Annotated in this window: 13 protein-coding genes and 1 pseudogene; 4 read left to right on the plus strand and 10 right to left on the minus strand. The window is 58.9% G+C overall.

The window, feature by feature from the left end:
• Together FEI13_RS19240 and FEI13_RS03275 are read left to right on the plus strand one after the other, a co-directional pair.
• Positions 1 to 183, plus strand: a pseudogene (locus FEI13_RS19240) (hypothetical protein); the annotation flags it as partial.
• Positions 180 to 1,175: a DMT family transporter gene (locus FEI13_RS03275; RefSeq protein ID WP_240036408.1), complete on the plus strand. Its 996-nt coding sequence runs from the start codon at positions 180 to 182 to the stop codon at positions 1,173 to 1,175. The pseudogene FEI13_RS19240 and the gene FEI13_RS03275, both read left to right, overlap by 4 nt.
• A gap of 229 nt (positions 1,176 to 1,404) precedes the next feature.
• On the opposite strand, the gene FEI13_RS03280 is transcribed toward FEI13_RS03275, so the two are convergent.
• Genes FEI13_RS03280 through FEI13_RS03300 form a run of 5 tightly spaced genes read right to left on the minus strand, consistent with a single transcriptional unit; the run spans position 1,405 to position 6,299 of the window.
• Positions 1,405 to 2,631: a metal-dependent hydrolase family protein gene (locus tag FEI13_RS03280; RefSeq protein WP_138179510.1), complete on the minus strand. Its 1,227-nt coding sequence runs from the start codon at positions 2,629 to 2,631 to the stop codon at positions 1,405 to 1,407.
• Positions 2,632 to 2,661: 30 nt separating this feature from the next.
• The gene (locus tag FEI13_RS03285; RefSeq protein WP_138179512.1) at positions 2,662 to 3,969 is read right to left on the minus strand and encodes a TRAP transporter large permease; all 1,308 of its coding nucleotides are present in this window, start codon (positions 3,967 to 3,969) and stop codon (positions 2,662 to 2,664) included.
• Positions 3,970 to 3,979: 10 nt separating this feature from the next.
• Positions 3,980 to 4,480, minus strand: a complete 501-nt coding sequence (locus tag FEI13_RS03290; protein ID WP_138179514.1) for a TRAP transporter small permease — start codon at positions 4,478 to 4,480, stop codon at positions 3,980 to 3,982.
• The gene (locus FEI13_RS03295; protein WP_138179516.1) at positions 4,477 to 5,106 is read right to left on the minus strand and encodes a TetR/AcrR family transcriptional regulator; all 630 of its coding nucleotides are present in this window, start codon (positions 5,104 to 5,106) and stop codon (positions 4,477 to 4,479) included. The genes FEI13_RS03290 and FEI13_RS03295 overlap by 4 nt, the downstream gene beginning before the upstream one ends.
• Before the next feature lie 56 nt (positions 5,107 to 5,162).
• Entirely contained in the window at positions 5,163 to 6,299 is a 1,137-nt protein-coding gene (locus FEI13_RS03300) for a C4-dicarboxylate TRAP transporter substrate-binding protein (protein ID WP_138179518.1), read from the minus strand.
• 173 nt (positions 6,300 to 6,472) lie between these two features.
• On the opposite strand from FEI13_RS03300, the gene FEI13_RS03305 reads away from it, so the two are divergent.
• A complete protein-coding gene (locus tag FEI13_RS03305; RefSeq protein WP_138179520.1) occupies positions 6,473 to 7,195 on the plus strand; it encodes an AzlC family ABC transporter permease in 723 nt (240 codons plus the stop codon).
• Complete coding sequence (locus FEI13_RS03310; RefSeq protein ID WP_138179522.1) at positions 7,192 to 7,503, plus strand: AzlD domain-containing protein; 312 nt, start codon at positions 7,192 to 7,194, stop codon at positions 7,501 to 7,503. Before FEI13_RS03305 ends, FEI13_RS03310 begins: the two co-directional genes overlap by 4 nt.
• 60 nt (positions 7,504 to 7,563) lie before the next feature.
• Here FEI13_RS03310 and FEI13_RS03315 read toward each other — a convergent pair whose 3' ends face one another.
• The 5 genes from FEI13_RS03315 to FEI13_RS19605 are packed head-to-tail and all read right to left on the minus strand — an operon-like array spanning position 7,564 to position 14,172.
• Positions 7,564 to 8,445 (minus strand): DUF7281 domain-containing protein, encoded by an 882-nt coding sequence (locus FEI13_RS03315; protein ID WP_138179524.1) that lies wholly within the window; start codon positions 8,443 to 8,445, stop codon positions 7,564 to 7,566.
• A complete protein-coding gene (locus FEI13_RS03320; RefSeq protein ID WP_138179526.1) occupies positions 8,433 to 9,701 on the minus strand; it encodes a hypothetical protein in 1,269 nt (422 codons plus the stop codon). The genes FEI13_RS03315 and FEI13_RS03320 overlap by 13 nt, the downstream gene beginning before the upstream one ends.
• On the minus strand, positions 9,688 to 10,353 hold the full coding sequence (locus FEI13_RS03325) for a hypothetical protein (protein ID WP_138179528.1): 666 nt from the start codon (positions 10,351 to 10,353) through the stop codon (positions 9,688 to 9,690). Before FEI13_RS03325 ends, FEI13_RS03320 begins: the two co-directional genes overlap by 14 nt.
• Positions 10,343 to 13,594, minus strand: a complete 3,252-nt coding sequence (locus FEI13_RS03330) for an ATP-binding protein (RefSeq protein ID WP_138179530.1) — start codon at positions 13,592 to 13,594, stop codon at positions 10,343 to 10,345. The genes FEI13_RS03325 and FEI13_RS03330 overlap by 11 nt, the downstream gene beginning before the upstream one ends.
• Positions 13,573 to 14,172, minus strand: coding sequence for an ATP-binding protein (locus tag FEI13_RS19605; RefSeq protein ID WP_138179532.1), 600 nt, complete (start codon positions 14,170 to 14,172; stop codon positions 13,573 to 13,575). Before FEI13_RS19605 ends, FEI13_RS03330 begins: the two co-directional genes overlap by 22 nt.
• Positions 14,173 to 14,822: the final 650 nt, after the last annotated feature.

Here is a 14,822-nt window from a genome sequence, read left to right on the forward strand (position 1 = left end):
GTCTTCTTGGTCATGAACACCTCCATTGCCTCCATTATGAGGCTTATCGGGGTGTCCGCTCCAATTGGACCACTTCATCTCGCCTTCTTACTTGAGGGGGCCATGGTGCGTGCTGGTCTGGAGGGGCGCAGCGACTGCTTGCAACAGGCCCGTGTCATAGCGGCTGCAATGCTGAAATCATGATGAACTCGACAGCCAACGAGCGTCTGCTGGGAGTTGCGGCAGTTCTAATTGCCGCCATCCTGTGGGGGACCACCGGCACCGCAGCGACCTTCGCCCCTGACGTCAGCGCCATAGCGATCGGAGCCGTGGCAATGGGTGGTGGTGGCCTGATGCAGGCCTTGCTATCCGCCAGGCGGATTCATCGCCACGCAGGCTTGCTGCGAGATCAATGGCGATGCCTATTCCTGGGCGCCGTCGCCGTGGCGATCTATCCGCTGGCGTTCTATGCCTCCATGCGCCTGGCCGGTGTGACCATGGGCACGGTGGTTTCCATTGGCTCCGCTCCCCTCCTTTCGGCGCTGATCGAGTATCGCCTGGATGGACTGCGGCTCACCAGGCGCTGGGCGATCGGCGCCGGGCTCGGGCTGGCCGGCGTGCTACTGCTATGCCTGGCCGAGGGAAGCGGCCATGTGCCTACGGGGACCGGTTCAGGTGTCGTCCCTGGGGTTTTGCTGGGCTTGCTGGCCGGTCTCAGCTATGCCCTCTATTCGTGGACGGCTCGTCGCCTGATGCAAGGTGGCATCGCTCCCCGAGCCGCCATGGGGGCCACCTTCGGGCTGGGCGGCCTGATGCTGATGCCGGTGCTGTTTATCACCGGTGCACCGCTGCTGGCTTCGTGGGGGAATGCGTCGGTGGGGCTGTACATGGCCCTGGTACCGATGTTGTTGGGGTATCTCTGCTTCGGGCACGGTCTGTCACGCATTCCTGCCAGCACCGCCACGACGATCACCCTCTTCGAACCTGTAGTCGCAGCCGTACTGGCCGTAGCTATCGTCGGTGAACGCCTGACAACGATGGGGTGGGCTGGCATCGTGCTGATACTGGCTTGCCTGATTTGCATCAGTGCCCCCTTCAAGGCGAGCACACGGGAGACTACCTGTTCGATACCCAGTTCTGATGTTGCCCCAAGGAGCGAGCATGATGTAAGGAAGACGAGGGTATCTTTGCGGTAAAAGGAAACTGCAACCTGAAGCGATCAAAGAGACAGGCTGATTGCAGTTCCTCAATAGATGGGGCATCAGCCCCGTGCGGGTGAAGACATTCTTATTTCACAGCCGATTCCCTTTTCTACTCTGAACGCAACGTTATGGCACTAACTGATGCTCAGGCGCTAATGCCGTTACCAATCGTCATGCTAAAGAGGCCATATGTCGGCCTCTTCAGCATGCCTCAAAAAGCCAACTACAGTGTGTTTTTATACAACATGCCAGCTTTCATAATGAGCATCAGCTGTTCATCCGGCTTTGTAAGAACAGTGACATCATCCAATGGGTTATCCTTGAGCACGATGATATCGCCTCTTGCGCCTGGAATGACTTCGCCAAAATCGCCAGTCTGGCTATAGGCGTCGGCAGCATTGCTGGTAGCAGCACGGATCAACTCATCGTTAGGCACCACATCTTTGCGCAGGTGAAATTCGTTGAGCTGATGACGCTGCATACGGCCTAGCAGGTCGGAACCGTAGAGCATCTTGACACCATGCTGCTGGGCCATTTCAAGCGCTTTTCCACCAGCGTCGAGTACATCAAAAACCTTGCGTTGTAGATGCTCGGCCATACCGGCCTCAACGCCTTCCTTGGCCAAGGCGTCATAAGTCGAGAGGGTTGGCACCAAATAGGCATCATGCTTGAGGAACAACCGGCAACTCTCCTCATCCATCAAGTTGCCATGCTCGATGGTCTTGACACCTCGGGGAATTAACCGATTGATGGCGCGTGCCGTATAAGCATGGGCCATAGTGTAGATGTTGGCAGCAGTAGCTTCCTCTACGATGGCGTCGATTTCCTCAAGAGAAAACTGGGTGCTATCGATGCGATCAGTGGGCGATGAGACGCCGCCCGAAGCCATGATCTTGATCTGTGTAGCACCCTTCCGGATTTCGTCACGGGCGGCCCGGCGGACTTCGCTGACTCCGTCGCAGACCCTTCCCAAACCGGAGCAGCAGAAGCAGCCTTCAAAGGTGTTCTGCCCGGGGCCGCGCATGTCCGCGTGGCCCCCGGTCTGGGAGAGAGCATTGCCTGCATACAAGATGCGCGGTCCAATCAGACTGCCCTCGTCAACGGCATTGGCCAGGCCGTGGTCTGCACCTCCGGCGTCGCGTACAGTGGTAAAACCGCGCATCAGCATGGCTTCGAGCAGCTCGCTGGACTTGGCGCCGACGTAGAAAGGAGAGAGCGTCTCGAGCAGGGCAAAGTTGGGCGTAATGGCTGTAACATGCACATGGGAGTCAACCAGGCCGGGCATCAGGAACTGGCCCTGGACATCTATTACCTGGTCGTCTTGACCGTCTAGTGGCGAGTCACTGACGGCGGCAATGCGACCATCCTTCACTCGAACCTGCTGGTCGGCTAGCACCTTGCCGTTACGAGTATCGATGACGTTGGCGTTGATGAAGCGTGTCGTTGTCATTGGAATTCCTTGTGAGTTTTCAGCAGTGCATTAGAACATTTTCTGCGGGAGGTAGAGTGACAGTGCTGGGATCAGCACGATCAGCAACAGGGCGACAACGTCCATGACGATGAACCAGCTTACGCCCCTGAAGACTTCGGAAAGGGTTACACTTTTGCCCAGCGCGCCCTTGATGACATAGACATTGAGTCCGATCGGTGGGGTTACCAAGCCCACTTCGAGCAGCTTGACGACGATGATGCCGAACCACACCAAGTTGAGGTCTGCACCTTGTACCAACGGCAGGATCAGCGGCAGGGTGAGCAGCAGCAGGCCGATGGAGTCGATGAACATACCCAGCACGAGGTAGATCAGTGCCACAGCGAGAATGATCCACCACGTCTCCGTGCTAACCCCGAGAATCAGCTCGGAGAAGGCAGCGGGTACACCACTCATCGCCAAAAAGCGAGTGAAGAAAAGCGACCCGATGAGGATGATGAAGATGCTTGCGGTGCTCACCGCGGTCCGTATAAGGGCTTCCCTCAGTGCGGCACTGGTCAGGGTGCGTCGGGCAAAGGCAATCAAGGCGGCAATAGTGGTACCCACAGCCCCGGCCTCGGTGGGCGAGAAAATGCCCAGGAAGATGCCGCCCAGAACCGAACCGATCAGCAACGGCAGCGGCCAGATATTCTTAAAGGCATCCCACTTTTCATCCCAGGTTGAGCGCACATCAGCGTCGCCGGCCAGGCTTGGATTAAGCTTGGTCCGCACCATGATCATAGCAATGTAGAGCAGCGCCGAGAGCACCCCGGGAATGAAGCCAGCCATGAACAGCTGGCCCACCGAGACCTGAGCGTAGACACCATAGAGCACTAGCAGAACGCTAGGAGGAATCAGAGAGCCTAGAGTTCCTGAAGCCGCCACGGTTCCTGTAGCCAGGCCCTTGTCGTAGTTGTGCTTGAGCATCTCGGGGACAGCGATGCGCGACATGGCCGCCGAAGTGGCAACGCTAGAGCCGGAGGCTGCAGCGAAGAAGGCCGAAGCCATCACACTCGAGACGGCTAATCCGCCGGGCAGCCGTGCTAGGTAGAGACGCATGGCATGGAACAGACCTTGGGTCATGTGGGTAGTGGTACACAGATAACCCATGAACAGGAACATCGGTGCAGCAGTCAACTCCCAGGTACCAGCAAAGTCGAACGGTGTCGCGGAAATCATTCCCCAGGCCACACGCATGCTGGTCATTTCACTGATGCCGATAATCGACACCAGACCGAGAGCGATGCCAATGGGTACGCGCAGGGCGATCAGGGTCAAGGCAATGGCAATGCCTGCCACGCCTATCTCAAGGTTACTCATTAGGAAACTCCTACGGGGCTTGGCGTAGTCGCAGCGCCTTGATCATATTGGCGAGGATGGCCAGGAACATGGCCGCAAAGCCAACCGGCAGCGCCCAGCGGCTAGGCCACAGGTAGAAATTGAAATTGGCCATGGCGGTTTCCAGTCGTAGCGTAGCGCGCAATGCATCCAGATAACTCTGGTAGCAAAGCATGCCGAAATAAATCAGACCGAGTGTCCCAGCGAACAGGTAAAGCGCTAGTTGTAATGAATGAGGAAGTCTTCCGACAAGTACGTCGACGCTGATGTGTTCCTGCTGGAGTTCGACATAGGCTAGCGGCAGGAATACTACGGCGACCATATAGTAGAAAGAGACAACCTCTAGGGTTCCGGGAAAAGATTTTCCATATATATATCGCAACCCCACGTCGAGTGAGACATGTAGCGCCATAAGCACAAGGAACATCGCCGCAAGCACCAAGGCACTCTTAGCCACCCATTCAGTCAGGGTCTCGAAGGTCCTGGTTATCATGCCAGCTCTCTCCTGTTATTATCCGTGGCGGAAAACCCCAATTCAAGCAGGGTCTGCTTCCAGAACACCAGCATGTCACGATAGAGTTCGGGGTCATTACGCCATATGCTCTGTGCCCCCATGCCTCGCATCATGCACAATGTAGCGTTTAGAGCTACCCGTTTCTCATGTGAGCTGTGCTCGGAACTGACAACCAACTGTTCCCAGATTTTCTCCAATGAATCATTGAACTTTGCCGCCAGTGGTACCAGAACCTCCATAATGGCAGGGTCGGTGCGCGCATTGGTGAGATATTCAAGGGTCACCATATACATGTCACCTTTAAAATGTTCATGCAGCGCCTTTAGCAAGCTGTCGAAGTTTAATTCACCAGCTTTGACCCTTATAGCCATGTCCCGAACGCTTCCGACTTCGCGATTAAGAAGATCTTCCAGGGCGGCTTGCATCAATGATGTCTTAGACGGGTAGTGATGCACCAAGGCGCCACGTGAGACTCCTGCCTGGTGTGCAACGTCAACAGTTGAAGTGGCACGAATACCCTTTTCCAGAATGCACTCGATGGTCGCCTGCGTGATTCGGGCTTGAGTCTGGCGTGATTTTTCTTCTTGGTTTTTTCGCTTGATCATAGCGCCCCCTATCTTTCCGTGGCCGCCTCACTGAGGCGGCCTTGGTCGTGATGGAGTTAATAAATCCCGTAGTCTTCGGGAAGTTTATTATATATTTCTTCCATCACCAGTTCAGCCAGGGCTTCTTCGTCTTCACGATCGACGTTGCTGATCAAGTCTTCCCACTTTTCATAGGTGGCCAGGAAGCCGTCGATCAGGGCATCCGGGTCCTCGACGCCATATTCATCACGTGCCTTATCGTAGACATTCGCGAGGGCTTCATCTCGGAAAGATTCCACAGAAGCCATCAGATCGTCACCAGGCTCGTAAATGTTATTTCCTTGCTCTTTAGCCTCTTCCATCGCAGCATCTGCAGCACCAAGGTACTGGACAATCATGCGTGTCATGGCTTTAGCACTCGCTTCTTTGAATACATCGCGATGCTCGTCACTGAGACTGTTCCAGAAGCCTGAGTTAAAGCCCCATTGAGGGCCTGACCAATACATTCCAGTCGGCAGGAGGGTTGTGTGCTCGGCGACTTCCCACAGCGATCGATCGACCAGGTCATTGACTGCATTGGTTGCACAATCCAGTGAGCCACGGTCGAGACCGCTATACATCTCGCTGGAAGGAACGTTGACCGGGGTGCCGCCCGCTTCTTCAACCCATGCCGAAACGGTGGAGCCGGCCGTCCGGATGCGTTTACCACGTAGCTCGTCAAGGGTACGAACTGGTTCACGACACATCAAGACATATGGCGGGGTGGTGTAAGCGCCGAGATATACAATATTCAACTCTTCCCACTCGGCAAGCTGAGTAGGATTATTGACACTAAAGTCTGTGACTGCGAGAGCAGCGATCAGCGGATCAGAGTAGTTAAACCCCAGTTCCTGAACGGCATTTGCCACCGGCATTTCGGAAGGTGTGTAGATGGCAGCATGGTGCGCGACTTGAACGACGTTATCCTGGATACCCTGCAGATTGGCCCGTGGTGCCAGCAGCACGGTACCGGTATAGACCTCAGGCTGGAGGTCACCGTTTGACAGCTCCTCGACCGTCTCAGCCCACTCGATGTAGCCATAGCGGGAGAAAGGGTGCTGTTGGTCGTAGAACGAATTGGCAATGAATGAGGTCGAGGCTTGCGCTGAAGTGGCGTATACAGGGAGCGCCAGAGCAGCGACAGCTAGTGTCAGCGTATTGCGGGCAAAATTCATGTTGTTCTCCAGGCCGGGATGATCGGCAGCTTGTTGCTATTGTGTTGTGTCATCTGGATGGCACAGCGCCGGATGGCGAATGCGCTTGATTCAACCTAGACTCTAGACAGCAAAAAAACAAGCAGGTCTGTTTGTTTTTATCGTGAACATGCGGCACAGGGAACCCTATCATCATGATCTTAAAGGATAATCACGCACACCTGGACCTTTCTGGAACTTGGCGTGGGATCCGCATGATGCTGCCGTTGGCCGCATTCACGGTAGCGTTTGGCTTGGCCTTCGGTGTAGCGGCCGTGCATCGGGGACTGGCTGATTGGGAAGCGATGCTGATGAGTCTCTTCGTATTCGCCGCTCCATCGCAGTTTGCGGCCTTGGAGCTGTGGCGGTCGCCTCTGCCTTTGCTGGCACTGGCAGCGATCACCCTGGCGATTCATACCCGGCATATGCTGATGAGTGCAGCGCTCTATCCATGGCTCAAGCCGCTGCCCCGGCGGCAGCAATTCGCAATGGTGATCCTGCTGACTGACTCTAGCTGGGCGATGGCACTGGGGGAGTATCATCGAGGGGAGCGCAACCTCGGCATACTGCTGGGAGGAGGAATTGCGCTTTGGAGTGCCTGGGTGGTGGGGACTGCCATAGGGTTGGCCTTTGGTGGCGGGATCACGGAGCCGGAACGTTTCGGTCTTGACGTGATCATGCTGTGCTTTCTATTGATGATCGTGGTCGGTGGAAATCCCCGTGCGGTGATGGCCCTGCCTTGGCTGGCAGCGGCAGTCAGTGCCTTGATGGCGTACTGGTGGTTGCCACCGTATCTGCATGTGATGGTCGGCGCCTTGACTGGTGGGATGGTAGCCGTGCTGTTGCCGGGGCGCTGGTTTGGGACGAGTGCCTCATGAGTTCATCGTTGGTATGGCAATCGTTGTTGGCGATCATGCTGATGGTAGTGATTGCCTATGGGTCCAGGGTATTGGGACTACTGGTCATGTCACATGTGCCGCTAGGCCCCTACGTACGGCGCTTCGTCGATGCCATGTCGAGTTCTGTTCTCATCGCGGTGATAACCCCTATGGTCGTGCATGGTGATGGTGGTACGCGACTTGCCGCTGTTGCCGCCGGTGCTGTGGCTATAGGGTTGAGAAGTCCGCTGGCGTCCATAGCAGTAGGTATGTTCTGCGCGGCCTGGTGGCGCTGGTGGTTTTCTTGATCGTCTCTTGGTCAGGCTAGCAATCTTGAAACGGGTAAGAGGCGAGTCGACGGCGAGCTGCTAGATTCGAAAAGCGTCCAAGGAGATGCCAAAAGCCATCATGGCCTCTTGCGTGACGGCTAACTGCTGCTGGCGCAGTCGGCATAGATGCGCTTGCACACCGGAACTGGCGGAACTCCGCTCCAGGGTCTGCAGCATCGGCAGCTGGTCGAGGTAGACGGACGGCTTGTTGGCGTTCTTCGGCATGACCACTGACGGCTCTGGCGCCAGCATCCAAAACCTCTCACCACCCACGAGCGGTAGGAACGTATTGACCGCGATGGAGACGCCCCCAGCGTCATAGTCCCCGCAATACCCGACCTCAATATCCTCGGGCAGCGACTTAATCCAGGCATTGAGTGCGCCCTGGGCCTGATCATGGCCGCGGTAGCAGAACAGCGTCTCGTGGCGCCACTCGGCCGGCAGCAGCGCCAGCAAGTCCCACCACCGATTTATCACCGCCCCGTTCTCGATGATCATGACGCGCCGGCAGACCTCCGGATCCAGCGCCAGCCGGGAAGTCTCCACCGACAGCACGGTCCCTGACGGCGTGGGCACCCGCACAGCAACGCCGTCATCACCCGTCACCACGACCGACCCACCCGGCATGGCAACCCGCTGCAGACTGCCCAGCGCCGGCTGGCCGGAGAGCTTTTCATTACGCACATCGCCGGCCATGCCGATACGGTCCTGCTGCATGTCGAGAGTTCGCAGGTCTTCTCCCATCTCACGCTCGAAGGCCTTCTCCAGCACGTCGCGATCACGCTCCGTCAGGTGCAGGGTTTTACCCACCCAAGTACCGACACCCAGCTCCTCGTGCAGCTGAGCCCAGCTATTCGACCAGCCCACGGTTTCCCGCTGGGACCTCAATACCTTCTGCACGCTGGCAGTCATGCGGCGCATGCATCCTCCTCCTTGCGGAACACGATATCGCTGACCTCGATGTTGCCCGAGTAGCGCTCCACCTCGTGGGCCTGGAGCTCGAAGGGTGGTACCGGCGCCCTGTCGGCCATGAGGGTCTGCAGGCGCTGCAGGACCGCCAGGAGCCACACTTCCTCCGGGTGCTCGACATCCAACAAGCGATAGGCCTCCAGTGCGGAGGTCGGCCCTACCTCGAGCAGATGCGGCAGGGCCTCGAATAGGTTGTCCAGCGCCGTATCGAAGGGGTCTTGGGGCTCCTCCACGATGTCGTTGCGGCTGTCTGTCACCTTCGTCGGGGCCTGGGTGTCCTCGCCCTCCTCGTTCAGGCTTGCCGCTTTCTGGCGCAGCACCCCCGAAACGATCTCCTCCAGGGAGTGAGCCTGCGAAGCGTCTTCGATGTTCGCGGTGGCGCGCAGATCCATGGGCGCCACGGTGGCGCAGACATCCGGGATATTGACCGCGCCCTCCACCAGCGATGGGTCCGGCGTGTACCCGGGGTTTCGCTCATAGTGGGTCAGGAAGACATCGATGAGACTGCTGTAACGCCGGGTATCGAGGTCCTTCTCGAGCTTGGCCAGGTTCTCCCGGAGCCCATGAGTGGCATCCACCAGATCGCCGCGCATCCGGTCGAGGTTCCGCCGCAAGACCTTCATCAACAGGTACTGCAGCGTGTCACTGGCGCCGGCCAGCCCTGCGAGATAGTTCGGCGTCAGGGTATCGAAGAGCCGGTTGAGGTCCTGAGCCTTGGTGATCGCCCGCTTGTTCTCGAGGATGCGCTGATCCAGGTCGGTGACCATGCTGAACTGGTGGTGGATATAGCCGGTGAACTGCTGTGTGATCTGCCGCAGGGTATCGATCAGGTTGGCCACCAATTCCTGGGCCTGGGCCTCACGCAGTTCCCTGTCCGCCTGCGCCCCGGTGCGCGTCGCCGCGGCGTAGGCACTCGCGATATGTTCCAGCTCTTCCACCAACCCACTGACATCAGCGTTCGACACCTGGCGCTGGTAGCTCTGCGTGACGTGGTGCATGAGATCGCTGACCACCCGGGAGACCTGGCTGTAGGGCCGGTCCTCATCGAGGTCGAAGATCAGGCGGTGCTTGCGCAGCTGCTCGATGGCCTGCTGATTCTCGGCCGTCTCAGGGATCGCACCTCGGTTCTCCAGGCAGGCATCGGCCAGCAACTGGGCGTGGTGGTACAGCGCCCACAGGGCCTTCTGTGCATCGTCATGGCGCGCCATGGAAAAGGTCCTCCTGGTCCTGGCTCAGCTCCTCCTCTTCCTCGCGCTCGGCCGCCTCGATGCCCTCCTGCTGGCGCACCCACTCCATGAGGTCACGCAGCAGCGACCACTTGCCCGTGGCTTGGTACATCGACCCCGAGGTACCGATAGGCTCCAGATACCCCATCTTGTCCAGCTTCTCCAGCAGGTGGCGCAGCCGCTGCCGGGGATCGCGCACCTTGCCGCGCAGCCCAAACTTGGTGGCAATCACCTCTAGCTCGTCCTGCAGTGCACTCGACGACTCAATGGCCTTGAGCCATTCACTCTCGCTGATCACATCCATGGCCACGATCGGATGATGCTGCTCCGAGGTGGAGCGCGACATCCGCAGCCAGCGAATCATGGCTTCCCAGTTGTTGGTCAGGTCGTCGAACTGGTGGCGCAGGATGCGGCGCGTGCTGGCATCGTCGGTGTCGAGGTAGACCGCGTAGAAGCTGACCATGTCGCGGGTCTGCGCCAGCCCGCGACCCAGCGGTGACAGGTAGGCGCTAACCTGCTCCTGATTCGCGGTCGAGGCCAGGTAGTTGTGGATCTCGGGCGTGGCCACCGAGCACACCACGCCGCCCTGCAGCAGGTGCTCCATCGTGGCGCGAAACAGGGGATCAGTGCTCATCGGTGGACTCCTGCGTCATGCTCTGGCTATCCGCCACAGCCTCATGTGTGTCGAGGACTTCCTCAGTCTCGGGCGACGGGGCTGGCGCCTCCGGTGCAGCGCGATTCACCAGGCCGGCCAGCAGCGGGTTATGCGTGTTGCTCTCCTTGGGCACCATGCTCATCACCCCCTTGCGCTTGTCGAGCAACACCTTGTTCTCGAAGTAGCGCAGCAGGTCTGTGGTGATGCGCGGCTCCGCACAGAAGAGCGAGATGTTGCGGTCGTCCATCATGCGGAACAGCTTCACGCTGTTTTCCGGCGCCAGCTCCCCCAGCTCATCGATGGGCCAGGTAATATTTACCCGCTCATCGGGACACAGGTAACGAGCCAGCGCACTGAACAGCACCAGGATGGCCAGACGCGAGATACCCTGACTGCCCGAGGCGTTGAGGTCGTTGTCGGTGCGGATCGGCACGCGCCTGTCCTGCTCGAAGAACTCGATCTCCAGCTCGACCATGCTCCTGAGGTCATGCGTGCTCATTCGAGCGTGCTTGAGCTGCCCATCGATGTTGGTCAGCCGCTGCAGCAGGGCTTCCCCCGGAAGCTCCGTGAACCCGGTCACCGCCCAATCAGCCCAGGCCGAGGCAAAGTCGGCCAGCTCACGCCAGAAGCCGAACTCGTGGATCTTCGACTTGACCTTCAGACTGACGTCGCTGATCACCGTGAACTCGTGACTGGTGTTCAGGTGGTTGTCGAGGCGACGCGTGATGCTCTTGGTGCTGCTATCCAGCGTCTTGAGGCTCTCGTGGTAGTCGCTGAGCTCAGAGCCGATCGCGTGGACGTTGACGATGACACCCTTCTCGATCTCCGGCACACGATGCTCGAGGAGCGCTTCCAGGTCCTGCATCTGCTCCAGCGTGAAGGCATGAGTACCCTCCTCGTGCTGACTGCGACTGCGGCGGTCTTCGCGCATGTTCTGCCAGCTCTGGAATATCTTCGAGCCGGGGTGTTGCGCCAGTATGGTCCCGCAGCGCCGGGCACTCTGAAGCACGTTCTGGCGCTGGTGCTCCGCTACACCGTGCAGACGCGCCAGCTCATCGTTGAGCTGCTCACGCCCTCTCACCGTCACCTCGCCTGCTGGCGCGTCGGTCGTGGGCAGCAGCGGGATCTCCATGATGGTCTGAGCGACCGTGTCAGCCAGTCGGGTGTCGTCGCTGATCTCCGCCTTCAGCGTCCTGACCTTCCTCTCTGCCTCATCCCTGGCCGCATTCAGCGTCTTGTGGGCATCCCGGTAGGCGGTTTTGGCTGCCTCAAGGGCGTTCTGTTCACGCGCCAGCATCCCCTCTGCTTTGCTCAAGGCCGTCTCATACGCCGTCTTGTGCGACCACTGATCGCGAAGCCAGGCATCGTACTCGCTCACCCGCGGCCTCAGACGCTCAGCCTCGGCGATGTCGTCCTTGAGGGTGTCCACCAGCTCACTGGTCTCGCGGATCACCCGCGTATCCACCCCTTCGTCGCTCATGGCCTGTTCCAGCCAGTCACCCAGCTTCTTGAGCGCCACCTTTTCCCGGTGCTTTAGGTCAGTCTGGGATGCCTCGACGGAGGCCTGTTCGTCCTCGAGCCGCCCCTTGTCGAGCTGATGATCCGCGATGGCCTGCTGGTATTGCGCGTCGTGGTCGCGCTTGCGATTGTCGCGAAGTGCCTTGGCGGCATTCTGATGGCTCGTTAGGGCTTTTTGTGCCACCTCCAGCCGCTCTTCCACCTCCAGGACGCGAGCCTTCTGCTCCTCGCCTATCCGGTGCCGCAGGCTGGTATCGCTGGCCTTGGCCTGCCTCAGCCGACCTTCCGCCTGCTCGAGGCGGTTCTCGGCCATCTGCTTTGCCTGGTCGGCCTTCTTCAGGTCGCTCGACGCTTGCTGCGCCTTGACCTCCAGCCGTTCGGCGTCTTCCTTGGCGCTGCGAACGGCCACCTTGGACTTCTCGAGCCGCGCCAGCAGAACATCCTCCTGCTCGGCGGCATCCGGCCGACTGACATCATCGAGCTCAAGGGTGATACCGAAGACCTGCTCCAGATTCGGGTTCTCGGCCAGGGCCGGCGACAGATCGCGGCGTGCCAACAGGGCCGGGTCCAGCACCTTGCCCAGCGTGTCATGCCAGGGGAGTTCGGAGTTACGCAGGAAGGCCAGCAGCGTCCCGTCCTCGGGGTATAGCTGGCGCGTCAGAGCGTCGAATTGGGACTTTTTGATCTCCCAGGTTCTGGCGGCGCCCTCATGCGCCCTGACCGCTTCCCCTCGCTCTTTCTGGCGGGCGGCGAAGTCATCCCGAGCATTATCCCGCAGCCCCTCGGCGTTCGTGACCGCGGTCTGCGCATTCTCGATCGCCCGGGCCGAATCATCGAGCTGCGCCTGTTCCTCCTCCAGCGGGGAGGCACTGCGCATCCGCTCGTCCTGAAGATCGCTGATCGCCCCCTGCAGCTCGTCCGCTTTCTCGCCGGCCTCCTGGTCGAGCGACTCGATGTCCTGAGCCTGGCGCTTGTGCAGGGCGCTGAGCTCCTCGCCCTGGCGCTCGATCAGGTTCTTCAACTGCGTGGCGATCTCTTGCCAGCGTCCCTGGAGGCGCGTCTGATCCTGGCGGAACTGCTGCTGGGTATCCGTCTTGCGTTTGTCGAACTCGCCCTGGATGTTGGCGACCTTGGAGGTCATCACCTCCAGATCCTTCTCGGCCCCCGTCAGGCGCGACTGGAGATCCGGGATCGATGCCACGCCCTCCTTGCTTCTCGCGATGTCCTCGGCTTCCCACTTCTCCAGATCGTCCTCGAGGCCCTGGATGCGGTTGCTTTCCAGCTCCACAGCTTGCTGATGCCGGATGATTTCGCCGTTGATCCGGTGGCGTTCCTCGTCGTGACGCGCCTCCAGTTCCTTGAGCTCCCGCTCCTTCCCCTCGCGAACCTCGTCGGCCTCCTCCGCCTTGGCCTGGGCCTCCTGGATCACGGAGCGCATCGCCGCTTCATGGGAGACCAGCGCCACCCGGCTATCCTGCAGGGCATAGTGGGACTGCAGGCCCTCCCGCAGCTTCGGCACGATCTTCTTGAACTCCTGCAGGCTCTGGAGATCGGCCCATAGGTCCACGTTCTTGTGGTGCGTTGGGGGCTCGCCGATCGAGATACGATCCTGCAGCATGGTATCGACAATCATGTTCTTGAGGCTTTCCAGCAGTCGCCCCTTGCTGGCGGCGACCGCCGTCATTGCCTCGATGTGCTGCATCCTCCCATGCCGTCGCCCAGCGAGAACCGCCGCGCCTCGTTGCCGCGGCTGAACGGTGTGCTGTTGCGGCGGCGCCGGCGGCCACTCGACTGGGGGTCGTTCTGAATGATGGAGCGGTAGTCCATCACGCTGTTGATCTGGTTGCTGACGTTGACCCCGCTGTCGGGCAGCGGCTGGCGCAAGATGTCGTTGGCGCTCTCCCCTCGCTCGTAGTGCGCTTCCATGTCCGGATGGAACAGCGTGTCGTCCGCCGCCCCCTCGACAAACCGATAGGCGTACTGGCCCTGTGGCTTGCGGTACATCACCGAGCAACAGACCGCCCCATCGCCGCGCTGGTACTCGAAGACGATCATGCTCTGCTCGTTGGGCAGGTAGTAGTCGCTGAAATTCTTCTTGTCGGCGGCCTGGACCATCAGGCTAGCGGGATCCTTGCCGTAGAAGATGGGGATCAGGTTGAGTGCCGAGGTCTTGCCGGCGCCGTTCGTGCCCAGCACATAGCTGTGCCCATGGCAGGGGAACTTGGATCGCCGGCCGATGATGAACGAGTGATGCAGGGTGATGCTGAGAAGTCCGCTCATTTGGGGTCCAGTGCTGAAATTATTCGCTTAATGATATGCGAAGACACCGGATTATTTAAGCCATATGTTAAATTAGGAGGCTAATCAGTAGCTTAGTGATATGCTCCGTCGTGAAGAAGACAGCGCATTCTAGAAAAAATGTACTTATACACGTTGGAGGCGTGCCCACCCCTTTCAACCTATGTAGTAAGAGGTGGGAAGCTGGTGGTGTCCATCACTGGAGGAGACATAGAATAAGCCAAGACAGCAGCGACTTGGCAATAGCGTAGGCCGGGAAAAATCATGATGAACCCTTCTTTGGTCCTGCCATACATGGCCTTCTCCATAGAGCCAGAAAATGAACTCAAGAGAAGATCTACCACACTTACATCATTTGTCATTTCGCATATTAGAACAAGAAGACATCTCATTCACACAATGTAAGCAACAACCTACACTGCAAGAATTCTTACCTATTCGCCAATCAACTAGGTCACTCGGTAATACATCCCGGAGAGAATACACCCTCATTCCGTTTTTACGATCTCGGAAAGGCATGCACACCATGTAGCCAGCGCTACCCCCCATCATTAAGGTACTCTCAACCACTATGATGTTTGATAAAATTCGTGCTGGCGCCAAGAGCCGCAGCGGTTGCAGGGCTTTGCTGA

The organism is Halomonas urmiana (assembly GCF_005780185.1).
GTDB classification, from domain to species: domain Bacteria; phylum Pseudomonadota; class Gammaproteobacteria; order Pseudomonadales; family Halomonadaceae; genus Halomonas; species Halomonas urmiana.